The sequence below is a fragment of the Croceicoccus hydrothermalis genome (assembly GCF_022378335.1).
In the GTDB taxonomy this organism is placed as follows: domain Bacteria; phylum Pseudomonadota; class Alphaproteobacteria; order Sphingomonadales; family Sphingomonadaceae; genus Croceicoccus; species Croceicoccus hydrothermalis.
The window spans coordinates 155,425-178,150 of the sequence record NZ_JAIQCI010000001.1 but is presented as its reverse complement, the minus strand read 5'-3'; the positions used below and the strand labels follow the sequence as shown (position 1 = coordinate 178,150).

Here is a 22,726-nt window from a genome sequence, read left to right as displayed (position 1 = left end):
CGCTTACCCGTTCGGCGTGACGAGGAATTTCTCGCCCGTCTTCTTCGCATTGTAGGACAGCGCGTTTTCACGGCGCAGCATGGCGGACAGATCGCCGCGCGCTGAATACTGGCTTGCGAACATGCCGGTCAGATTGTCCCGCACACGGGCGCGCATCCGCTCCACCGTGTCGCGCCCGGCCTGCGTCAGAAACGGCATGAGGAGCCAGCCCGAAACGGTCCACACAAAGCCGAAGCTGCGCGTCAGTTCGATCGGCGACAGGTCCAGCGCGCCATAGACATGCACCCGCTTCATCACGCTGCTGCCATAACGGCTGTATTTGTCGTTTGCCGAGGCGACCTGTTCCATCGCGGTCAGGATGGTGGAAGCCATGCGCCCGCCGCCGATCGCATCGAAGGCGGTCATCGCGCCCGTTTCGCCGATCGCGTCCTTCAGCCGGGCGAAGAAATCGTCATCGCTGCTGTTCACGACATGCTTCGCGCCGATGTCGCGCAGGATTTTCACCTGTTCGTCCGACCGCACGATATTGACCAGAGGAATGTCATCCTCGGCGCAGATCTTCACGAGCATCTGGCCCAGGTTGGACGCAGCCGCGGTATGGACGATGCCCTTGCCGCCTTCTGCGCGCAGCGTTTCGGTAAAGCCGAGCGCCGTCATCGGATTGACGAAGGATGCAGCACCCAGCTCCGCCGATACATCGTCGGGAAGCGTCATGCAGTCGCGCGCCTCCACGATGCGGTGCGTCGCATACATGCCGCCCGGCGCGCAGGCAACGCGCCGCCCCATCAGCTTTTGCGCCGCTTCGTCATCGCCTGCGGCCACCACGCGGCCCGCCCCTTCGATCCCGACGGGCATGGCCTCGCCGACGCGGCCCTGCATCGCGCGCAGGGCGGGGGCGGGCATTTGCGCGGTGATCGTGCCATCATCGAATTGCGCATTTTCAAGATCGGCGGACCCGAACAGAAGGCCGAGGTCGGACGGATTGACCGGGGTTGCCTCCACCTCGATCAGAACACGCGATCCCGTTGGTTCGGGCAGATTCTGCTTCGCGATGCCGACCGTCAATGTCCCGTCGGCGTCGAGTTTCGAATAGATATGCCGTGCTGTGGTCGCGCTCATGCGGCTCGCTCCTTTGTGTTTCTAATGTTTGGGTATGGTCATGGGGGCTCCCGCGCCGTTTTGCCAGAGCATGACCCGAACGCGCGCGGCGGACCGCCCCGCGAACAAGATGGCGAGAAGGGCATACAACCGCCGCATTCCGGGTTAAGGGCCTGCCATGCCTGAACCCACCGACAATTCCGCATCCCCGACTTCGCGCCAGACCGACAAGGCGCGGCTCATCGCGGGGTCGATCCCGCGCCACATGGTCACGCAGACCGCGCCGCTGATTGTGGGGGTGGCGGCGATCATGTCGGTCGGTATCATCGATGCGTATTTCATCGGGCAGCTCGGCGCCGATGCGCTGGCGGCGGTGGCGTTCATCTTTCCCGTCACGACCGCGCTGTCCAGCCTCGGCGTCGGCGTCATGGCGGGGATCAGCTCGGTCGTCAGCCGCGCATTGGGCAAGGGGCATCTGGACCATGCACGCGGGTTGACCGCGATGGGCATCGGCGTGGCGGCGGGGCTGGGGCTCGTGCTGGCGGCGGCGTTGTTCATCCGGCGCGTGCCGTTGTTCGCGCTGATGCAGGCGCAGGAGACGCTGCTCCCGCTGATCGATGCGTATATGCGGCCCTATGCGATGTTCTATCCGCTGCAATTGCTGATGATGGGCGCGAATGGCGCACTGCGCGGGCAGGGGCTGGCGCGGCACTCGATGGCGATATTGATCACCTTCGCGGTGGTGAACTGGCTGCTCGATCCCGTGCTCATCAATGGCGCGTTCGGCATGGCGGGGTTCGGCATCGCGGGCGCCGCCTATGCCAGCATCGGCGGATTTGCGAGCGCGATGGCGATGGGGCTCGTCCTGCTCGCGCGGAGCAGGGTCGGATTGTGGGCGACCGCGCTGCGCCACGCGGGCGTGGGCGATGCGCTGGCACTGGCGCGGGTGACGGGACCGGCGGCCTTTTCCAATTCGATCAACCCCATCGGGCTTTCGGTGCTGACCGGGTTCCTCGCCGCGGAGGGGCAGGCGGCCGTTGCCGGGTTCGGCGCGGCGGGGCGGCTGCAAAGCTTTGCCGTGGTGCCGCTACTCGGCCTGTCGGGGGCGATCGGGGCCATCGTGGGGCAGAACTGGGGCGCGGGGTGCCGTGACAGGGTGCGCCATGCCGCGATGCTGGCGGCGGGCTTCTGCGTTGCCTATGGCACGGCGGTCGGGCTGGCGCTGTTCCTCGCGCGCGATGCGCTGGCGCAGCTTTTCACCGACGATCCTGCGGTGATCGCGGCGCTTACCGATTATATCGAGATCGGTGTGTGGGGGTATGGCGGCTATGGCCTGTTGATCGCGTCGAACGGGGCGTTGAACGCGGTGGACCATGCGGGGCTGGCGCTGTTGCAATCGCTCCTTCGCGTGCTGGCGATCATGGTGCCGGTGGCGTGGATATTGCAATCATCGTGGGGCGCGGATGCGGTCTATACCGCCGAGCTTGCGGCCAATGTGCTGGGCGGGGCGATCGCGGCGGGTGCGGCCTATTGGGTGTTGGTGCGCGAGGGGCAGGGCGCGAAGAATAGCGGCGCGGCGGCTCACCCCGCGTCGTAGGTCGCCTCCACGAAATAGAGCCCCTGCGGCGGGGCATTCATCGCCAGCCTCTGCCGGTCGCGCGCGGCCAGCGCATCGGCCAGATCGTCTCGCGTCCACCGCCCCGCGCCCACCCGGACCAGACACCCCACCATCGAGCGCACCTGATGATGCAGGAAGCTGCGCGCGGCGGCGTGGATGTGGATTTCCGTGCCCACCCGCTCCACATCGAGGCGGTCGAGCGTGCGCATCGGGCTCTTCGCCTGGCACGCGGTGGAGCGAAACGTGGTGAAATCGTGATGCCCGATCAGCACCTGCGCGGCGTCATGCATCGCCTTTGCCTCGAGCGGCATGCCCATCTGCCACGCCCGGCCAAGATCCAGCGTCAGCGGCGCGCGCCGGTTGGCAATGCGATAGAGATAGCGCCGCCCGGTGCACGAAAACCGGGCATGCCAGTCATCGGGCACGACGACGCAATCGGTCACGGCAACAGGCGCCGGACGCAATTTCGCGTTCAGCCCGTCGCGGAGATGATCCGCCCCGCGCGGATGGTCCACGTCGATATGCGCGCGCATGGCGATGGCGTGCACGCCCGCATCGGTGCGGCCCGCCGCATGCATCGCGGCATGTTGATGCGTGATGGCGTGCACCGCCTCCTCCACCGCCTGCTGTACCGAGGGGCCGTGCTTCTGCCGTTGCAGGCCCATGAACGGCCCGCCGTCGAATTCCAGTGTCAGGGCAAAGCGGGTCACCGGATTTCGGACCCCGCCGGAATGGGATAGCCGCGCAGCATGTCGGCGGTTCGCATCGCCGGCTTGCCCGCCCGCTGCACCACGGTGGGCCGCAACGCGCCATAGCCGCACGCGATCGTCAGCATATCGTCGAGGACGGTTGCTGCCGGCCCCTCGCGCCCGATCACCTCTGCTTCCAGCACGCGGAACCGTTCGCCTTCCCGTTCGAAGAACGCACCGGGGCGCGGCGCGAAGGCGCGCACCTGCCGGCCAAGCTGCTCCGCGCTTTGCGTGAAGTCGAGCCGGGCCTCCGCCTTGTCGATCTTGGCCGCATGCGTCACGCCGAGGCTCGGCTGCGCCTCCCGCCGGACATGGGGAAGCTTCGCCAGCACGTCGACCATCGCCTCCGCGCCCATGCGGGCGATTTCCTCGGTCAACTCGCCCGCGGTCTTGCGCTCGATCCGCGTGCGGCGTTTCTCGATCATCGGGCCGGTATCCAGCCCCTTTTCCATCTGCATGATGGTGACGCCGGTGGTCTGATCGCCCGCCAGGATCGCGCGCTGTATCGGTGCCGCCCCGCGCCAGCGCGGCAGGATCGAACCATGGACATTGAGGCAGCCGTATCGCGGCGCCTCCAGCACCGGCACCGGCAGCAACAGGCCATAGGCCGCCACGACCGCCACATCGGCATCGAGCGCGGCAAAACCGGCGCGTTCCTCCTCGCCGCGGAGCGAGGCGGGCGTGTGCACGGGAATGCCATGCGTCTCTGCCGCCTGCTGCACCGGGGAGGCTTGCAGCTTCTTGCCCCGGCCCGCACGGCGTGGCGGCTGCGAATAGGCGGCGATCACCTCGTGCCCGGCCGCGATCACCGCCTCCAGCGTGGGAACGGCGAATTGCGGGGTGCCCATGAATATGACGCGCATGTTGTGTCTTCCTATCACCGGGCGCAATCCCTATCTGCCCCCACATGGCATCGCAAGAGATCGAGGCACTGGCCGGCGCGCTCGCCCGGCTGCCGGGGCTGGGCCCGCGTTCGGCGCGGCGGGCGGTTCTGTGGCTGGTGAAACGGCGCGAAACCGCGCTGGTCGATTTGCTGAACAGCCTTGCCACGGTGCGCGAAACGCTTGTCGAATGTACGGTGTGCGGCAATGTCGACACACGCAACCCGTGCGGCATATGCGCCGATCCGCGCCGCGATGCGTCCAGCATCTGCGTCGTGGAGGATGTCGCCGATCTGTGGGCGCTGGACCTGGCGCGGCTGTTTCCGGGGCGCTATCACGTGCTGGGCGGGCGATTGTCGGCGCTCGACGGGGTGCGACCGGAGGATCTGTCCATCGGGGCGCTGCTCGACCGCGTGGATGGCGACGGTGTGGATGGCGTGCGGGTGGACGAGGTCGTGCTCGCCATGAACGCCACGCTCGAAGGGCAGACGACCGCGCATTACATTGCCGAGCGGCTGGAGGGGCGGCCCGTGCGCGTGACGCAACTGGCCCATGGTCTGCCGGTCGGCGGCGAGCTCGACTATCTTGACGAAGGCACTTTGGCGCAGGCGTTGCGGGCACGAAAGCCGCTCTGATCCATTACTCCAGATCGGCGTGTCTTGCCGTATGGGTCGGGGCGCCCTAAATGGCACATATGGCTATCCGAGAAATCATCGAAGTTCCCGATCCGCTGCTCAAGCAGGTGTCCACCCCCGTCGAAGAGTTCGACGACGAATTGCGCATGCTGGTGGAGGACATGTTCGAAACCATGTATGCCGCCCCTGGCATCGGCCTTGCCGCAGTGCAGGTCGGCGTGCCGAAACGCGTGCTCGTCATCGATCTTCAGGAACCGGACGAGGATGCGCCGGCGGAGGATTGCGGCGACCACGGATGCGGCCACGATCATCGCCCGGTGAAGAAGAACCCGCGCGTGTTCATCAACCCCGAAATCCTCGACCCGTCGGAGGAGTTGCAGACTTACTCCGAAGGCTGCCTCTCGCTCCCCGACATCTATGCCGAGGTAGACCGCCCTTCGCACATCCGCGCCCGGTGGCAGGATCTCGACGGAACGGTCCACGAGGAGGAGATGGATGGGCTGATGGCCATCTGTTTGCAGCACGAGATGGACCATCTCGAAGGGATCGTGTTCATCGACCACCTGTCGCGGCTGAAACGGCAGATGGCGTTGAAAAAGCTCAAGAAAATGCGCATGGCGGCCTGATTGCCGCGCGATCGCGGAAACGGGAAAGGCCGGGAGGGATGACCCCGGCCTTTTTCGTTATGCGGCTTCCTTTTGCAGGTCGTCGAGCGCGGCCTTGCAATCGCGCGCGCATTCGCGGCACATTTCGGCACACCGGCGGCAATGCGCGTTGTCGTGGCTTTCGCACTGCTCTGCGCAGGTTTCGCAGGCCTTGATGCACAGGGCCAGCATGTCGCGGATGATGGCGCGGTTTTCGTCCGTCCGGCGGCTGGCGACGCGATAGGTCGCGGTGCAGATATCGCTGCAATCGCTGCACAGCCGGATGCAGCGCGCCATGTCCCCATCCTCCGCCACGCACGCATCGGCGCAGCTGTTGCAGATCGCCGCGCAATACAGCGCATGTTTCACCGCGAAGCCGAGGCTGTCGTTGTAATCGTCGCCGACGGCGGGGTGTTCGGAAATCATCTTTTGAATCGACATCAGCGTGTTCTCCTTCATGGAAAGAAGCGAAAAGTCGGGGAATAAGTTCCACGCGGCGAAGGCGGGGGCTTGCCGCGCTATGCGTTCATAGTATGTTCCGGCCCATGGAACCCTTTGCAACCCTGATCGTGATCCTTGCCACGCTGGCGGGGCTGGCCCTCGGCTATTTTCTCGGGTCGCGGCCCGTCGCCGAATGGCGCAGCCGCCATGGCGAGGCGGAAACGAAGAGCCGCGAAACCGAGGACGCCTATCGCCGGGCGATTTCCGAGCTTGCGACGATGAGCGATCGTGCGGATCGCGCCGCCGAGCTGGAACGCCGGCTGGGCGAAAGCGCGCAGGCGTTGAGCGAAGCGCGCGCCGAGCTCGCCGGGGTCAGGTCGGAGCATGGCGAACGGTCGCGGGCACTGGACGACCTGCGCGGCGAGTTGCAGGGCTTGCGCGAAAGGCTGGAAGAGCAGGCGCGCGCCCGCAATGCGGCGGAAAACGCGCTCGCCCGCCATGAAAGCGAGGCGAGCGAACGCGAAAAGGCGTTGGAACGGCGTTTCGCCGACCGGGAAGAAAATTTCACGCGCGAGATGAAGCGGCTTGTCGAAGCCGAGGACCGTTTACAGGCCAAGTTCAACGAAATCGGAGAAAAGATGCTCACCGGGGTGCAGGGTCGTTTTTTCGAGAAGGCGAAGACCGATCTCGACGCCCTGAACAAGGAAAGCCTTGCAGCCCTCGAAAAGAAAGTCGCGCCGGTGGGCGAGACGCTGGAACGCTATCGCAAGCGGGTCGAGGAGATCGAGAAGAACAATGCGTCGGGTTTCGATCAGCTCAAGGGCGTGATCGGCGAGATGCGCGCCGGACAGGAGCGCGTGCTCGAAGGGGCGAACCGTATCACCACCACGCTGCGCGGCGCGACGAAAGCGCGCGGCGACTGGGGCGAACTACAGCTGGAAAACCTGCTCGAAAGCTGCGGCCTGTATGACAAGGCGGATTTCAATTTTCAGGTGAGCGTTGCGGGCGATAGCGGCCAGTTGCGCCCCGATGCGGTGATCAACATTCCCGGCGGGCGCAGGCTCGTCGTTGATGTGAAGAATGTCTTCAACACCTATGCCCGCGCGAACGAGGCGGAAAGCGAGGAGGAACGGCTCGAACTGCTAAAGGCGCATGCGCGCGAATTGCGCACCCATATCGATGAGCTTTCGGCCAAGCGTTACCAGGATTTCGTCACCGGCTCTGCCGATTTCGTGGTCATGTTCGTGCCGGGCGAACACGTGCTCTATTCCGCGTTGACGCAGGACAATCATCTTTTGAACTACGCGCTACAGCGCAAGATCGTGCTTGCATCGCCGCTTAATTTCATGTCGATCGCTCTGACCGTGGCGACCGTCTGGCGACAGGCGGGCGAGCAGGCCGATGCGAACGAGATCGCAAAGCTCGGCAAGGAGCTTTACGAAAGGCTCGCCGTCGTGGCCCGCCATCTGTCGAGCCTGCGCAAGGGGCTGCAATCCACCAATCAGCATTTCGACGCGCTGGTCGGCTCGTTCGACACCAATCTGCGCAAGACCGGCGAACGGTTCGAGGAATTGTCGATCGACACCTCGGCCAAGGAACTGCTCGACGCGCCGCCGATCAACTCGATCCCCCGCCGGCTCAACAATTTCGCCGACAGCGACGAGGCCGTCACGACCGAAAGTTGAACCCGCAGGTTCAGTCGCGCAGCGCCGCGAGCACTTCGTAAGAGAGCACCGCGCCCGCGATCGCGGCGTTGAGGCTGTCGGCGCGGCCCAGCATCGGCATGGTGACGCGCAGGTCGCATTCCGTCTCATACGCCTGCGGCAGGCCTTGCGATTCGTTGCCGACCATGACGAAACACGGCGCGGCATAGGGGGCGCCGCGATAATCGTGCGGGTCGCGCAGGGACGCGGCGACAAGTTGCCCCGTCCCGCCGCGCAGCCATGGCACGAATTCGTCCCAGCGTGCCATCGCCAGCGGGACGGTGAAAATGGCGCCCATGCTGGCGCGCACCGATTCCACCGAAAAGGGATCCGCACAATCGTCGATCAGGATCAGCCCGCCCGCGCCCACCGCATCGGCCGTGCGCAGCATGGTGCCGAGGTTGCCCGGATCGCGCATCGCCTGCGCCACGAGGAAGAGCGGCGCGCGCGTCCGGTCGATATGGTCGAGCGCCGTGTCGAATTCGGCGAACACGCCGCACACCGCCTGCGGATTGTCCTTCCCCGTGATCTTCGACAACGCCGCTTCGGACAATGCGATGACATCGCCGCCCGCGCCCTCGACATCGCGGATCAGCGTGTCGAGCAACGGATGCGGCTCGCGTCCCTCCGCCATGGCGAGCGTTTCGGGCAGGTGCCCCATCTCGCGCGCATCGGTAAGCAGGCGCAGCCCTTCGGCAAGGAACCGCTGCTCGCGCCGCCGATGTTTCTTGTCGCGAAGCGCGCGCAGATATTTGACGGTGGGGTTGGACAGGCCGGTAATCTGACGCATGGCGATGGGGCGCGTCGCGCTCAATCCTCTCCGAACCGGTTGTCCACGAGCGTGCAGAGCGCGTCGAGCGCATCATCCGCCTGCTCACCGCGCGTGCGGATCTCAATCTCGTCACCGCGCGCGGCACCCAGCATCATCAGGCCGAGAATCGATCCGCCCGCCGCCTCGTTCCCGTCCTTGGCAACCCGGACCTGCGTTTCGGGGGCGTATTGCTGTACCATTTCGACGAATTTCGCGCTGGCCCGCGCGTGGAGACCACGCTGATTGGCGATGGTGACGCGACGGGACAGGGTCGCGGCGTCGGCTGTCATACGTCCTGGCCCAGGAATTCGGACGCGATGGTGATGTAATTGCGTCCGGCCTCGCGCGCGGCGCCGACCGCGTCGCCCACGCCCATCTGTTTTCGCGCACCCGCAAGCCGGATCAGCATGGGCAAATTGATTCCGGCGATCACCTCCACCTCACCGGCGCGCAGCAGCGAAATCGCAAGATTCGACGGCGTTCCGCCGAACAGATCGGTAAGGATGATGACGCCGCGCCCGCTGTCGACCTCGGCGATGGCGTTGCGGATTTCGTCGCGGCGCATCTCCATGTCGTCGTTCGGTCCGATGCAGACGGGAACGATATCCGCCTGCGGCCCGACGACATGTTCCATCGCGGCGACGAATTCGCGGGCAAGCTCGCCATGAGTCACAAGAATGAGGCCGATCATGTCATTCCTTTGTAGCACCGCATGGGTATGCACGCACCATCCTTAACATTCCTCGACCCGCACATATCGGCCCGCGTCAGCTTTTCGCGGCGCCTTCGACCAGATCGTTGCACCCCGAGTCAAGGTTGCGGTGCAGCAAAACCGGTGCATAGCCCGCGTCGGCAAGCGCGGTATTGAGCATTTCGGCCGTAAATACCGAGCGATGACGCCCGCCGGTGCAGCCAAAGGCGATATTGACGTAACTCTTTCCCTGCGCCTCGTATCGGGGGAGCAGCGAGAGGACCAGGTCGCGAATGCGGGCGAACGCATCGTCCCATGCCGGATCGCGCGCGATATGATCGGCCACGGCCGGATCGCGCCCCGTGAGCGGGCGAAGCGCATCGACCCAGTGCGGATTGTCGAGAAAGCGCATGTCGAACACCAGGTCGGCAATCGGCGGCATGCCGCGGGAAAAGCCGAAGCTGCTGATCGTGACGGTCATGGATTGCGGGGCGCTGGGCGCGAACAATTCGCGCAAGCTTTGTTGCAGATCCTGTGTCGAGAATGCGGTGGTCGTCACGACGACATCGGCCCAACTTGCGAGCGGGGCGAGCAACTCACGCTCCGCCGCTATACCGGCAGCTAGCGGGCGATCGCTGGCAAGCGGGTGACGGCGCCGCGTTTCGTTATAGCGCCGCTCAAGCTCGTTCGAGCTGCAATCGAGGAACAGGCTCGTCACCTCGACCGATTTTTCCCTGGCCAGCGCACGTGCGTCGGCGATGATGGAGAGCGGGTCGAAACCCCGCGTGCGGGCGTCGAAGCCGATCGCAAGCGGCGGCGGACCGTCCTCGCTCGCATGGCCGAGCCCGCGTTCCGTCTCCATCAATATCGGCAGCATGCGGATCGGGAAATTATCGACCGGTTCCCATCCCAGATCCTCCAGCGCACGCAATGCGGTCGTCTTGCCCGCGCCGAGCATGCCGGTGACCATCAGCAATCGGGTCGGGTTTTCGGGCGAATCGCTGCTCATGTCCGACGAGCTATGACTTCGCACAAGCAGCGTGCAAGGATTTGTCGCTAATCCGTCCGACAAAGGGGCGCTTTTCGACTCTCATTCAAGGCCATGAAGGGACAATGCCGCCTCCGCGCGAAGCGGCAGGGCAGGCGTATCCGCGAACAGGGTGAGCGCAGGGATCACACATCCTCCGCGCAGGACGCATGCCGCCTTTTCGACATAGCGCGGCGCATCGCGGGCCAGGATCAGCACGAGGGCGACGCGCGCCGATACGACCGGCATCGTCACGATTCCGACATTGCGGATTTCGAAAAGACCACGCGTGGCGGGATGGGGCGCGGCCCATAAACGCCCGTCGCGCATGTCGAGCATCACGCCATCGTCCCCGATGAGCACCGCCCCCCGGTCGATCAGCATATGGGCGAGCGCGCTTTTCCCGATGCCCGGTTCGCCCTCGATCATGACGGCGCGCCCGTTTATGGCAACCACGCTCGCCTGATGCGCGAGGCTGTTGGCCTGCGCGCTCATTCGGGGTTCAGCGCGGGCAGGACGATGGCCATTACCGCGCCGCTCTCGCCATCGTCGCGTTCGTGCACCTGCAAGGTTCCGTCATGCCCCCGCACGATGGAGCGTGCGATGGCGAGGCCGAGGCCGCTGTGCTTTCCGAAATGTTCGTCGCCGGGGCGGTCGGAATGGAACCGCTCGAAAATGCGTTCGCGGTTTTCAGGGGCGACGCCGGGGCCGTCGTCCGTCACCGTCATTTCCACCATATCGGCGCGTTCGGCGAACCGGATGACGACCCGGCCTTCGGGCGGGGAAAAGCTCGCCGCATTGTCGACAAGGTTTTCGACCACCCGTTCGAGCCGTGCCGGATCGCCCATGACCATCGTGGCGCTGGTCGGTGCGCTTTCCACCTCGAAGCTGAGATGCCGCTCCTCGCCAATTCGCGAGGCCGCGGTGCGCCCGCCCAGAACCCCTTCGGCAAGCGCGAACAGATCGACCGGCACGAATGTCGCGCGGCTCAATTCCGCATCGACGCGGCTCGCATCCGCGATTTCGGTGATCAGCCGGTCGATGCGCCGCACGTCCTGATGCGCGAGGTCGAGCAATTGCGCGCGAAGGTCCGGATCGTCGATATTCTCCATCGTCTCCAGCGCGGATCGCAGCGAGGCGAGCGGGTTTTTCAGCTCGTGGCTGACATCGGCGGCAAACGCTTCGCCCGCATCGATGCGCTCGCGAAGCGCGCTCGTCATGTCGGACAGCGCGCGCGCCAGCATGCCGATCTCGTCCCCGCGTTCCGGCAAGCGGGGCACGACCACCTCCCGGTCGCGGCCAAGCCTCACCCGAGCCGCCGCCCGCGCCAGCATGCGCAACGGCTGCACGATGGTGCGCGCCAGGAACAGCGACAATTGCACCGATGCGAGGATCGACAGCGCGAGCAGGACGAGCAGCGTCTGCCGCGCGGCGCGCACCGATTGCGTGATGTCCGACGCATTGCGCACCGACAAAAGCGTTTCCCCCTGCGGCCCATAGGGCGCAGCGGCGGTGATGACCGGCGTGCGGTCGGGGGCATAGCGCAGCATCACCGTGCCGGATCCGGCTTGTTCCGCGACGAAGATTTCGGGAAATTCCGGCTTGGTCGCGGGGTTGTTCATGTCGGGCCGGTCGGCCGCCGGATAATAGGGCGGCACCGGCGGCGCCCCAACGAGGAAATCGACCGTCCGGTCCATCCATTGCGCGACGCGGGCCGAAAACGCATCGTCGCTGTCCTCGGCAAAGGTAAAGCTGGGCTGGCCGACGACAAAGCTGTCGGTCTGTAGCCGGCCGAGCGCACCGAACGTGCGCAGGCGCAGTTCCTGCTCCGCGCCGATCCGGGCGAGCAGGGCGGCATGCTCGCTCGACGGTGCCTCGGCGAGCGCATTGCCGATAATCTCGACCTCCGACCGGGCGAGCTTGAACCGCTCGGCAATGAGCTGCTTGCGATAGGTGTCGAGAAAGAACAGCCCGCCCGCCAGCAGCGCCACGATCAGCACGTTCACCGCGAGGATACGCGTGGTGAGCGAAAAGCGCCGGGTCCAGAACAGGCGGTCGGGAATATCCTCCGCCGGGCGGGCGGCAAGGTCTTCGGTGGTTTCAGTCGCCGGCAAAGCTGTAGCCTGCGCCGTAAAGCGTGGTGATACCGTTGAAATCGCCGTCGACCTGCCGGAACTTGCGGCGCAGACGCTTGATATGGCTGTCGATGGTGCGATCGTCGACGAACACGTCGTCCTTGTACGCCGCATCCATCAGCTGATCGCGGGTCTTCACCACGCCGGGCCGCTGCGCCAGCGCCTCCAGGATGAGGAACTCCGTGACGGTCAGCGACACCGGCGCCCCGTCCCATGTCACCCGGTGCCGTTCGGGTTCGAGCACGAGCCGCCCGCGCTCCATCGTTTCGGCCGCGGTTTCGCCCGCCTCCCCGGCGACGCGCGCGCGGACGAGTTCCTCCCGCCGGAGCAGGGCACGGATACGCGCGATGAGCAAGGCCTGCGAAAAGGGTTTCGCGATGTAATCATCCGCGCCGATCGACAGGCCGAGCGCCTCGTCCTCCTCACCCGTCTTCGACGTCAAGAAGATCACCGGGAGTGACGAACGCTCACGCAGCCGGCGCAGAAGTTCCAGCCCGTCCATGCGCGGCATCTTGATGTCGCACACGGCAAGGTCGGGCGGATTGTCGAGCAACGCCTCGAGCGCGGCGGACCCATCGGGATAGACGCGCGTGTCGAACCCCTCGGCCTTCAAAGCGATCGACAGGCCGGTCAGGATGTTGCGGTCGTCATCGACCAGGGCAATCGTCTGCGTCATTGCGGTAGGGCTCTCGGTCTGCGGTTCGCGGGGGCTGAACGCCATTCGCGGTCCATGCAATATGGCCCCGGTATGGCCAAGTGCCAATGGACGGAATCTTTTGCGCGAAGACGTTTCTTCTGGGGGAGACGCGACCGCGCAATCGGGCCCGCATTTGTTTACAGCATAACATTGTTAAGATGGCATAAACGCCGTTTGACGCCAAGCGCCCCCGCGTCTATGCGCTAGGCGAATCCAGTCGGGGGTCGCATTTCGCAAGGGGCGGTTACATCCCCCTTCAGGCCGGATGGATTTGCGGTCGAATTCATCTGCCGCCGTGCAATTTGCCCTCCTGCCCGCGCGCTGCGGTTTGCCGAACGAGGGCCCCGTCAGGAGAATGCCCGTGTCGCTGAGCACCCCATTGAAATTTGAGACGTCCGCTCGGATCCATGCCAATCTCGGTACCGACGATCTCGTCGAGCACGCGCTGAAGAACGATGAGGGCAAGCTGGCCGCCAGCGGTCCGCTCGTCGTGGAGACCGGAAAGCACACGGGCCGTTCGGCCAAGGACAAGTTCATCGTCCGCGACGACACGACCGAGGACACGATCTGGTGGGGCAAGACCAACGTCCCCATGACCCCCGACCATTTCGCCGCGCTCAAGGCCGATTTCCTCGAAGCGGTGGCGGGCAAGGACACCCTCTATGTCGCCGATCTGTTCGGCGGGTCGCAGCCCGAGCACCGCGTCAACGTGCGCGTCGTGAACGAGCTGGCCTGGCATAACCTTTTCATCCGCACGCTGCTCGTCCGCCCGACGGAGGGCGAGCTTGACGGCTTCGATCCCGAATACACCATCATTGACCTGCCCAGCTTTCGCGCCGACCCCGAACGCCACGGCACGCGCAGCGAAACCGTCGTCGCCGTGAACCTCACCGAAAAGCTCATCCTGATCGGCGGGACCAAATATGCGGGCGAGATGAAGAAGAGCGTGTTCGGCATCCTCAACTATCTCCTCCCGCCCAAGGGCGTGATGCCAATGCATTGTTCGGCCAATATCGGCCCCGATGGCAAGACGGCGGTGTTCTTCGGCCTGTCCGGCACGGGCAAGACGACCCTGTCCGCCGATGCCAGCCGTACGCTGATCGGCGATGACGAGCATGGCTGGTCCGACACGGCGGTCTTCAATTTCGAGGGCGGCTGCTATGCCAAGATGATCCGCCTGTCCGAAGAGGCGGAGCCCGAAATTTTCGCCACCACGAAAATGCACGGCACCGTGCTCGAAAACGTGGTGATGGACGAAAACGGCAATCTGGATTTCGACGACAACTCGCTCGCCGAAAATACGCGCGGGGCCTATCCGCTGGAATCGATCCCCAATACTTCGAAAGAGAACATGGGGCCGGTGCCGTCCAACGTCATCATGCTGACCGCCGATGCGTTCGGCGTGCTGCCCCCGATTTCGCGGCTCACCCCGGATCAGGCGATGTACCACTTCCTGTCGGGCTATACCGCGAAGGTGGCCGGTACCGAAATCGGCGTGACGGAGCCGGAAGCGACCTTCTCCACCTGTTTCGGTGCGCCGTTCATGCCGCGCCATCCCTCGGTCTATGGCAATCTGTTGAAGGAACGCATCGCCAAGGGCGGCGTGTCGTGCTGGCTCGTCAATACAGGCTGGACCGGCGGCAAGTACGGCACCGGCAATCGCATGCCGATCAAGGCGACGCGCGCCCTGCTCAATGCCGCGCTCGACGGATCGCTCAACGAAGCGGAATTCCGCAAGGATCCGAATTTCGGTTTCGAGGTGCCCGTCGCGGTGAACGGCGTCGACAGCGCGATCCTCGACCCGCGCTCGACCTGGGACGACAAGGAAGAATACGACCGCACCGCACAGAAGCTGGTGCAGCTGTTCGTCGACAATTTCGCCGAGTTCGAGGCGCATGTCGATGAAGGCGTCCGCAAGGCCGCGCCCAGCGTCGCGTAATCCGCGAATATCGTGATGCGAAACGCCCCCGGTTGCCGATGCGCATCCGGGGGCGTTTTCGTTTCTGTTCGGAAGGCTCAGTCCGTCATCGAGGCAGGCACGCGCCCGCCGTTCTGTGCGATCTGCCGCATGGTCGCCTTGTGCAGCCAGATATTGTCCTCCGCCGATCCCGAATAATCGCTCCGGCCGAGTTCCTGCGCCAGTTCCTTGCGGTTGTCATAGCTGCCGTCGACGCCGACGAGTTTCATGAGGTCGACGATGGAGGTGCGCCAGTTCAGCGTGTCCGCACCCGGCCGCGCATCGAGGCGGCGTTCGACATCGACCGAATCGATCGACGCAGGCGGGGCAGGAGCGGGGCGGGCGGGCGCGGGCTTGCCCGTCGGTGCCGCGCCTTTATCGCCGAGCGGCTTGCCGAAGCTTGTGTTGTTCCGTGCCTGCGGTGCAGGCCGGGTTTCCTCTTTCTCGCCGCCGAGTATCGCGTCTTTCAGCTTGCCGAATATGCTCATCGCTATCTCCTTGCGCGCCGCCGGAAGGGCCGGCGGGCATTACCCTGCAAAAGCGTCCGGACACGCCAAAGCGTTCCCGCAAGCGAGCGCGCGATATTGCATCGACAGGCTCAGCCGTTAGGAAAGGGCGATGACCGACCTCGTGCTGTCCATTCTGGTGTTTGCCGCCGCCGTGTTCGTGTTCGGCGCGTTTGTCGCGTGGCGCCGCGGCGATCGCAAGCGCGCCGGGTTGATGACGATTCTCGCCTTCGCGCTCATGGTCAATGTCGCGATCTGGACCGTTCCGACCGATAATGGCGCAGCCCTTGTCGATACGCCAGCCGACTGACCCCTTCGCACTTGCAGCACCGGTCCCGCACCGCTAGGCGTGGCGTGTCGGCGGGACATACGATGGCGCCCGGCATTCTAAGACGATTTTCTGCAATCCGTATCAAGGTTCCTCGCATGCCTTCGTTCAATGCCATTCGCCGTGAATGGCTGTCTTCACCGCGCAATGACCTGCTCGCCGGGCTGGTGGTGGCGCTCGCGTTGATACCGGAGGCGATCGGCTTTTCGATCATCGCCGGGGTGGACCCGCGCGTCGGTTTGTATGCGAGTTTCACCATCGCGGTGATCATCGCGTTCACCGGCGGGCGTCCCGGCATGATTTCGGCGGCGACGGCGGCGGTGGCGGTGGTGGTGCTGCCGCTGGTGCGCGATTACGGGGTCGGCTATCTCTTCGCGGCGACGATATTGATGGGCATCATACAGGTGGTCGCCGGGCTGCTCCGGCTCGACCTGCTGATGCAATATGTGTCGAAATCGGTGGTGACGGGGTTCGTCAACGCGCTCGCGATCCTGATCTTCATGGCGCAATTGCCGCAATTAATCGGCATGGGTTGGGAAACCTATGCGATGGTCGCGGCGGGGCTTGCCATCATCTATCTGTTTCCCCTGCTGACCCGCGCGGTGCCGTCGCCGCTGGTGGCGATCGTGATGCTTACCGCCTTTGCGATCTATGGCGGGGTTGGGGTGAACACGGTCGGCGACATGGGGCGCCTGCCCGAAACCCTGCCTTTTCTTGCCTTGCCGGATGTGCCGTTCACGTTCGATACGCTGCTCATCATCGCGCCTTATGCGGCGACGATGGCGGCGGTGGGCCTTCTGGAATCGATGCTCACGGCGCAAATCGTGGACGAGCTTACCGATACCGGGTCGGATAAACGGCGCGAGATGCGCGGGCAGGGCATCGCCAATTTCATCACCGGGTTCTTCGGCGGGATGGGCGGTTGCGCGATGATCGGCCAATCGGTGATCAACGTGAAATCGGGTGGGTCCACGCGCCTGTCGACATTGACCGCGGGCGTGGCGCTATTGTTCCTCATCCTCGTGCTTGGCCCGCTGGTGGCGCAGATCCCGATGCCCAGCCTTGTCGCGGTGATGATCATGGTGTCGATCGGCACGTTCAGCTGGCGCTCCATCCGCGACGTGCGTTACAACCCCTGGCAATCGAGCGTGGTGATGCTGGTCACCGTGATCGTCGTGGTGTGGACGCACGATCTGGCGCAGGGCGTGCTGGTGGGCGTGATCCTTTCGGGGCTGTTCTTTGCCGGCAAGGTGACCCGCCTGTTCGAGGTGACGAGCGAGTTCGACGAGGATACGCGCCACCGCCGCTACCGCATCGCGGGGCAGGTATTTTTCGCGAGTTCGGACCGCTTCCTTTCGTCCTTCGATTTCCGCGAGGTGACGGACCACGTCACGCTCGACGTGTCGGCCGCGCATTTCTGGGACATCACCGGGGTCGACGTGCTCGACAAGGTGGTGCACCGTTTCCGCCGGGAAGGCACCCATGTGGACATCGTCGGGCTGAATGCCGAAAGCGCCCGCATGATCGAGAAATACGGCACCCATGACAAGCCCGACGCCGTCCCCACCGCAGGAGCGCATTGATGACCGACATGGACACCGCCCACGAGGACGAATGCGTGCTCGCCTGTATCGACAGCTCCCCCTATGCCGCGCCGGTCGTGCGGCTGGCGGCGTGGGCGGCGCGGCGGCTAGAGCTGCCAGTGGAGATCCTCCACGTCGTACAGCGCAAGGACGCGGTGACGCAGCGGCACGATTTGTCGGGGGCGATCGGCCTCGGCGTGAAGGGGGACCTGCTCGAGGAGCTGACCGAGCTGGAGGAGAAATCCGCCCGGCTTGAGGTGGAGCGTGGACGCGCGCTGCTGAAAGCCGCGCAAGATGTCGCGATGGAGGCGGGGGCACCGGCGGTGCGCTTGCTTCACCGACATGGCGGCATCGTCGAAAACGTGATCGAGCGGGAGGAGCATGCCCGTACCGTCATCATCGGCAAGCGCGGCGCAAGCCACGGTTTCGCGCGCGAACATCTGGGATCGAAGGTGGAGCGCGTCGTGCGGGCGAGCAGCCGGCCCGTGCTCGTCGCCAATCGGGAGGCCGCGCCGCCGACCTCGCTCATCGTTGCATTCGATGGCAGCAAGGCCTCGCGCCATGCCGTGAACCGGCTGTGTCAGTCGCCCGTCTATGCCGGCCTGCCGGTGACGATCGTGATCGTCGGCGCGGATGACCGGACGCACCGCGACGTGCTGACACTCGGCGTTGAACGCCTGCGCGAGCAGTTCGAGGTGACCGCCGTGCACCGGCAGGGGAAGGCGGATCAGGTCATCGCCGAGGTGGTGAAGGATACGCCGGGCGCGATGCTCGTCATGGGCGCCTATGGCCATTCGCCGCTGCGTCAGTTGATCGTCGGGTCGACCACGACGTCGGTTCTGCGCATGGTCCACGCGCCGGTCATGCTCGCCCGCGAAGGGTAAGCCGCGCAGCCTTAGTGCGACACGTCCATCCCGCCCTTGAACAGGGCGATGGCACGGCCCTGCACCGGTTGCTTGTCGAACGGCGTATTGCCCGCCTGCGCCGCCATGCGATCGGAATCGACGATCCACGGCCGATCGGCATCGATGATGGCAATGTCGGCCTCGTAACCCGGCACGAGCATCCCTGCATCCGCGTTCAGGATCCGCGCAGGATTGCGGCACAGCAATTCGCACGCCCGGTTCATGTCGATCACGCCATCGCGCACCAGCGCCAGCGTCAGCGGCAGCAGCGTTTCCGCCCCCGCCATTCCCGGCGCCGCATCGCCAAAGGGGAGGCGCTTGTCCTCCGGCCCGCGCGGATCGTGGCCCGATGCGACGACATCGATCGTCCCGTCGGCGAGCGCGGCGCGCACCGCCTGCCGGTCATCCTCGGTGCGGAGCGGGGGCGACAGCCGGGCAAAGGTGCGGAAATCGGCAATCGCGATGTCGGACAGCATGAAATGCGCCGGGGTCACGCCGCAAGTCACGCGGAGCCCGCGCCGCTTCGCCTCCCGCACGAGCGTCAATCCGCCCGCCGTCGTCACCTGCCGCAAATGCAGATGCGCACCGCTCATCTCCGCCAGTGCCAGATCGCGCGCGATAGCGAGCGTTTCGGCCTCGCTCGGCGCGCTGGACAGGCCGAGCCGGGTCGCCATCTCCCCCGCAGTCGCCACCGCGTCACCGGCAAGGGCGGCATCCTCGGCATGGGCGATCACGGGAAGGTCGAGCATCGCGGCATATTGCAGCACGCGCAGCATCACGCCGCTATCCTGGATCCAGCGGCGCCCGGTCGCGACGGCGCGCGCGCCCGCTTCCTTCATCAATGCCATTTCGGCCAGCTCTGCGCCCGCCAGCGCGCGGGTCGCGGCCGCAATCGGATGGACCCACAGGTCCGGCTTGCCATAGCTGGCCGCGAAACGGACGCGGGCCGGATAATCGAGCGGCGGCGATTGGTCGGGCATGACCGCGGCACGGGTGATGCCGCCAAAATGAAAGGCGGGCTTGTCGATCTCGAACACGCCGAGGTCGACGAGCCCCGGCATGACGATGCGGCCCTTTGCATCGACGATCCGGTCGCCCCCGCACGATGAGACATCGCCAACGGAAACGATGCGGTCGCCCTCGCACCGGATGGCGCCGTCGCGCGGCGGGCCGTTGCCCGTCAAAATGCGGCCATTGGCGATATGGAGCGGCTGCGCAGGCTTCATGCCGCATCCTCCCAACCGGCGATGCCGCGCGTCCGGCGGGTCAGCACGTCGAGACAGGCCATGCGGATCGCCACGCCCATCTCCACCTGCGTCGTGATGGCGGAGCGTTCGGCCATGTCGGCAACGTCGCTGTCGATCTCCACGCCGCGGTTCATCGGGCCGGGGTGCATGATGAGCGCATGGGGCGCCGCGCGGCGCAGCCGTTCGCGGGTCAGGCCGAAGAGATGGCGATATTCGCGTTCCGACGGGATGAACGGCCCGGCCATGCGTTCCTGTTGCAGGCGGAGCATCATGACCACGTCGACGCCATCGATCGCCGCGTCGAAATCGGTAAAGGGGGTGACGCGCATCCGTTCCACCGCGTGCGGCATCAGCGCGGGCGGCGCGCAGACCCGGATATCCGCGCCCAGCGCCGAGAGCAGCAACATGTTCGAGCGCGCGACCCGGCTGTGCAATATATCGCCGCAGATCGCGACCTTGAGCCCTGTAAACTCCGCCTGTCCCCGCCCGCGCATCCACCCACGCATGGTGAGTGCATCGAGCAGCGCCTGCGTCGGGTGTTCGTGCCGCCCGTCGCCAGCGTTCAGCACGGGGCACGCCACCTTGTCGGCGATGAGCTGCACCGCGCCCGAGCTTGCATGGCGGATCACGATGGCATCGGCGCGCATCGCGTTGAGCGTGGTCGCCGTGTCGATCAGCGTCTCGCCTTTCTTCACGCTGCTCGTCGCGGCATGCATATTGACGACATCGGCGCCCAGCCGCTTGCCCGCGATCTCGAACGAGAGAAGCGTGCGCGTGCTGTTTTCGAAAAAGGCGTTGATGATGGTCAGCCCGGCCAGCGTATCGACATGCTTCTGCCGCTGCCGGTTGAGGGCGACATATTGCTCCGCCTCGTCCAGCAGATAGAGGATCTGCCACGGGGCGAGCGAGGATATGCCGACAAGATCCTTGTGCGGAAAGGCCGCGCCTCCGCGGGGATAGCGATGGCCCGATACCGGGTGCGGCGCATCGTCGCCGTTACGGGCAAGGCTGTCTCGATCGGGGGAGGGGGCGTCGCTCATCGCGGGCGGTGCTTAACCGGGCACGATGGGCCGCGCAAGCGGTGGCGGGCGCCAACGCGCTTTTCCCGTTTGCGGCATCGGATCGCCGCGCCTAGAGACGGTCCGGAACAACTGACACGACAATCAAGGCAATTCGCATGGCATTCGCGCGCAAGGTCTGGAAACTGCTGGTGGCGATAAAGGACGGGTTGGTGCTGTTGCTCCTGCTCATCTTCTTCGGCCTGCTTTATGCCGCGCTCAGCTATACGCCTACCGTCGCGGCGGTGAAGGAAGGCGCGCTGCTCGTGACGCTCGACGGGGTGGTGGTCGAGGAACCGCAGATCATCGACCCTGTCTCGCTGCTCCTTTCGAACAGCGCGCCGACACGCGAGCATCGCGCACTGGACGTCGTGCGCGCGATCGAGGGGGCGGCCGATGACGACCGGATCAAGGCGGTCGTGCTCGACCTCGATTATTTCCTCGGCGGCGGGGCGGTCCACATGGAACGCATTGGCGAGGCGATGGACAAGGTGCGCGCCGCCGGCAAGCCGGTGCTGACCCATGCGATCCTCTATGCCGACGATTCGTATCAGCTCGCCGCCCATGCGAGCGAAATCTGGCTCGACCCGCTCGGCGGGGCGCTCGTCGCGGGGCCGGGGGGTACCAATCTCTATTATGCGGACCTGCTCGACCGGCTGAACGTCAATGTCCATGTCTATCGCGTGGGCACGTATAAAAGCGCGGTCGAACCCTATGTCCTCAATCAGCAGTCCGAACCCGCGGCGGAGGCGGCGCGCGCGCTCTACGACACGATCTGGACCAATTATCGCGAAGGCGTGACCCGCGCCCGACCCAAGGCGCAGATCGACGCGGTGGTGAGCGAGCCGGCGGCGCTGATCCGTGCGGCGGGCGGCGATCCTGCGCGCGCGGCGCTGGCGTCGGGCATGGTCGACAGGCTGGGCACGCGGGCGGCGTTCGGCGCGCATATCGCCGAAATGGTCGGGGCCGACGATACCGACGAGGCACCCGGCAGTTTCGCGCATAGCGGGTATCGGACCTGGCTCGACAACAATCCGCTTCCCACGGGCGGCGGCGCGATTGGCGTCATCACCGTGGCGGGCGAGATCGTCGATGGCGAGGCCGGACCCGGTTCCGCCGGGGGCACGCGCATTGCCGAGCAGCTTGACGATGCGTTGAACAATGATCTTGCCGCGCTCGTCGTGCGGGTCGATTCGCCGGGCGGGTCGGTGCTGGCGTCCGAGGAGATCCGGCAGGCGATCCTGCGCCACAAGGCACGCGGCATCCCCGTGGTCGTGTCGATGGCCAATGTCGCGGCGAGCGGCGGCTACTGGATCTCCACCCCGGCGGACGCGATATTTGCCGAACCGTCCACGATCACCGGCTCCATCGGCGTCTTTGCCGTGCTGCCCAGTTTCGAACGCACGCTCGGCGAAATTGGCGTCAACGCGGATGGGGTGCAGACCACGCCGCTGTCGGGACAGCCCGACGTTCTGGGCGGTTTCACGCCGGAGCTTGAACAGGTGATGCAGGCACAGGTCGAGGGCACCTATTCGCGTTTCCTTTCGCTGGTGGCGAAATCGCGGAACATGCCGCTCGCCCGGCTGGCCCCGATTGCCGAGGGGCGCGTCTGGGCTGGCGGCACCGCGCGTCAGCTTGGCCTCGTGGACAGGTTCGGCGGGCTTGACGATGCGGCTGCTTTCGCCGCGGCGAAGGCCGGGCTCGACGAAGGGGCCTGGCACTACGATTTCCTCGACCCGGAGCCCGATCCGCTCACCGCGATCTTCGCCTCGATGGCCGGGCCGGACGAGGACAGCGCCGCGTCCGCGCGCCGGGCCGACCTGTTCGCGCATGTCGCGGCGGCGCGCAATGCGATGATCGCCAACATGCTGCGCGATGGGGAAAGGTTGATGGGCGAGGCGGGGATCGAGGCACGCTGCCTCGAATGTCCCGCCACCATGCGCGCCGCCGATACCGCGCCGCCGCCGGGCGGATGGTTCGCGGCCCTTCGCGCGTTCCTTGCAGCCTAGTTC

At 65.6% G+C, this 22,726-nt stretch carries 23 protein-coding genes; 9 read left to right on the top strand and 14 right to left on the bottom strand.

Going from position 1 to position 22,726, the window contains the following annotated elements:
* Positions 1-3: 3 nt before the first annotated feature.
* Positions 4-1,119 carry a zinc-binding dehydrogenase gene (locus tag K4G67_RS00825; RefSeq protein WP_239804514.1) on the bottom strand — a complete coding sequence of 372 codons (1,116 nt, stop codon included), beginning with the start codon at positions 1,117-1,119 and terminating at the stop codon, positions 4-6.
* A gap of 157 nt (positions 1,120-1,276) precedes the next feature.
* On the opposite strand from K4G67_RS00825, the gene K4G67_RS00820 reads away from it, so the two are divergent.
* Positions 1,277-2,695, top strand: coding sequence for an MATE family efflux transporter (locus K4G67_RS00820; RefSeq protein WP_239804513.1), 1,419 nt, complete (start codon positions 1,277-1,279; stop codon positions 2,693-2,695).
* Here K4G67_RS00820 and truA read toward each other — a convergent pair.
* The gene (gene truA / locus K4G67_RS00815; RefSeq protein WP_239804512.1) at positions 2,680-3,426 is read right to left on the bottom strand and encodes a tRNA pseudouridine(38-40) synthase TruA; all 747 of its coding nucleotides are present in this window, start codon (positions 3,424-3,426) and stop codon (positions 2,680-2,682) included. The genes K4G67_RS00820 and truA overlap by 16 nt on opposite strands.
* Positions 3,423-4,328: a methionyl-tRNA formyltransferase gene (gene fmt, locus K4G67_RS00810; RefSeq protein ID WP_239804511.1), complete on the bottom strand. Its 906-nt coding sequence runs from the start codon at positions 4,326-4,328 to the stop codon at positions 3,423-3,425. The genes truA and fmt overlap by 4 nt, the downstream gene beginning before the upstream one ends.
* A 44-nt stretch (positions 4,329-4,372) precedes the next feature.
* On the opposite strand from fmt, the gene recR reads away from it, so the two are divergent.
* A complete protein-coding gene (recR, locus tag K4G67_RS00805) occupies positions 4,373-4,981 on the top strand; it encodes a recombination mediator RecR (protein WP_239804510.1) in 609 nt (202 codons plus the stop codon).
* Positions 4,982-5,040: 59 nt separating this feature from the next.
* Entirely contained in the window at positions 5,041-5,607 is a 567-nt protein-coding gene (locus tag K4G67_RS00800) for a peptide deformylase (protein ID WP_239804509.1), read from the top strand.
* Positions 5,608-5,664: 57 nt separating this feature from the next.
* Here the strand turns inward: K4G67_RS00800 and K4G67_RS00795 are convergent, their stop codons facing one another.
* Positions 5,665-6,066 (bottom strand): four-helix bundle copper-binding protein, encoded by a 402-nt coding sequence (locus K4G67_RS00795; RefSeq protein WP_239804508.1) that lies wholly within the window; start codon positions 6,064-6,066, stop codon positions 5,665-5,667.
* Positions 6,067-6,170: 104 nt separating this feature from the next.
* On the opposite strand from K4G67_RS00795, the gene K4G67_RS00790 reads away from it, so the two are divergent.
* Entirely contained in the window at positions 6,171-7,751 is a 1,581-nt protein-coding gene (locus K4G67_RS00790; protein ID WP_239804507.1) for a DNA recombination protein RmuC, read from the top strand.
* 10 nt (positions 7,752-7,761) lie between these two features.
* Here the strand turns inward: K4G67_RS00790 and K4G67_RS00785 are convergent, their stop codons facing one another.
* The 7 genes from K4G67_RS00785 to K4G67_RS00755 all read right to left on the bottom strand — a co-directional run bounded on the left by K4G67_RS00785 (position 7,762) and on the right by K4G67_RS00755 (position 13,109).
* Positions 7,762-8,559 carry a TrmH family RNA methyltransferase gene (locus K4G67_RS00785; RefSeq protein WP_239804546.1) on the bottom strand — a complete coding sequence of 266 codons (798 nt, stop codon included), beginning with the start codon at positions 8,557-8,559 and terminating at the stop codon, positions 7,762-7,764.
* Positions 8,560-8,579: 20 nt separating this feature from the next.
* Positions 8,580-8,870: an HPr family phosphocarrier protein gene (locus tag K4G67_RS00780; protein ID WP_239804506.1), complete on the bottom strand. Its 291-nt coding sequence runs from the start codon at positions 8,868-8,870 to the stop codon at positions 8,580-8,582.
* Positions 8,867-9,271, bottom strand: coding sequence for a PTS sugar transporter subunit IIA (locus K4G67_RS00775; RefSeq protein WP_239804505.1), 405 nt, complete (start codon positions 9,269-9,271; stop codon positions 8,867-8,869). Before K4G67_RS00775 ends, K4G67_RS00780 begins: the two co-directional genes overlap by 4 nt.
* A 76-nt stretch (positions 9,272-9,347) precedes the next feature.
* Positions 9,348-10,280: an RNase adapter RapZ gene (gene rapZ, locus K4G67_RS00770; protein WP_239804504.1), complete on the bottom strand. Its 933-nt coding sequence runs from the start codon at positions 10,278-10,280 to the stop codon at positions 9,348-9,350.
* Positions 10,281-10,361: 81 nt separating this feature from the next.
* Positions 10,362-10,793 carry an HPr kinase/phosphorylase gene (locus tag K4G67_RS00765; protein ID WP_239804503.1) on the bottom strand — a complete coding sequence of 144 codons (432 nt, stop codon included), beginning with the start codon at positions 10,791-10,793 and terminating at the stop codon, positions 10,362-10,364.
* Entirely contained in the window at positions 10,790-12,412 is a 1,623-nt protein-coding gene (locus tag K4G67_RS00760) for an ATP-binding protein (protein ID WP_239804502.1), read from the bottom strand. The genes K4G67_RS00765 and K4G67_RS00760 overlap by 4 nt, the downstream gene beginning before the upstream one ends.
* Positions 12,399-13,109 (bottom strand): response regulator transcription factor, encoded by a 711-nt coding sequence (locus K4G67_RS00755; RefSeq protein WP_202086054.1) that lies wholly within the window; start codon positions 13,107-13,109, stop codon positions 12,399-12,401. Before K4G67_RS00755 ends, K4G67_RS00760 begins: the two co-directional genes overlap by 14 nt.
* A 376-nt stretch (positions 13,110-13,485) precedes the next feature.
* Here K4G67_RS00755 and K4G67_RS00750 point away from each other — a divergent pair, with 376 nt between their 5' ends.
* Entirely contained in the window at positions 13,486-15,069 is a 1,584-nt protein-coding gene (locus tag K4G67_RS00750; RefSeq protein ID WP_239804501.1) for a phosphoenolpyruvate carboxykinase, read from the top strand.
* 77 nt (positions 15,070-15,146) lie between these two features.
* Here K4G67_RS00750 and K4G67_RS00745 read toward each other — a convergent pair whose 3' ends face one another.
* The gene (locus K4G67_RS00745) at positions 15,147-15,575 is read right to left on the bottom strand and encodes a DUF3597 domain-containing protein (RefSeq protein ID WP_239804500.1); all 429 of its coding nucleotides are present in this window, start codon (positions 15,573-15,575) and stop codon (positions 15,147-15,149) included.
* 130 nt (positions 15,576-15,705) lie between these two features.
* Between K4G67_RS00745 and K4G67_RS00740 the strand changes: the two genes are divergently transcribed.
* From K4G67_RS00740 to K4G67_RS00730, 3 genes are all read left to right on the top strand, one after another.
* Complete coding sequence (locus K4G67_RS00740) at positions 15,706-15,903, top strand: hypothetical protein (protein ID WP_239804499.1); 198 nt, start codon at positions 15,706-15,708, stop codon at positions 15,901-15,903.
* Positions 15,904-16,019: 116 nt separating this feature from the next.
* Complete coding sequence (locus K4G67_RS00735) at positions 16,020-17,504, top strand: SulP family inorganic anion transporter (protein ID WP_239804498.1); 1,485 nt, start codon at positions 16,020-16,022, stop codon at positions 17,502-17,504.
* Positions 17,504-18,388 (top strand): universal stress protein, encoded by an 885-nt coding sequence (locus K4G67_RS00730; protein WP_239804497.1) that lies wholly within the window; start codon positions 17,504-17,506, stop codon positions 18,386-18,388. Before K4G67_RS00735 ends, K4G67_RS00730 begins: the two co-directional genes overlap by 1 nt.
* A gap of 11 nt (positions 18,389-18,399) precedes the next feature.
* Here the strand turns inward: K4G67_RS00730 and K4G67_RS00725 are convergent, their stop codons facing one another.
* Entirely contained in the window at positions 18,400-19,635 is a 1,236-nt protein-coding gene (locus K4G67_RS00725; RefSeq protein ID WP_239804496.1) for a dihydroorotase, read from the bottom strand.
* Complete coding sequence (locus K4G67_RS00720; protein WP_239804495.1) at positions 19,632-20,696, bottom strand: aspartate carbamoyltransferase catalytic subunit; 1,065 nt, start codon at positions 20,694-20,696, stop codon at positions 19,632-19,634. Before K4G67_RS00720 ends, K4G67_RS00725 begins: the two co-directional genes overlap by 4 nt.
* A gap of 137 nt (positions 20,697-20,833) precedes the next feature.
* On the opposite strand from K4G67_RS00720, the gene sppA reads away from it, so the two are divergent.
* Positions 20,834-22,723, top strand: coding sequence for a signal peptide peptidase SppA (gene sppA / locus K4G67_RS00715; protein WP_239804494.1), 1,890 nt, complete (start codon positions 20,834-20,836; stop codon positions 22,721-22,723).
* Positions 22,724-22,726 lie beyond the last annotated feature (3 nt).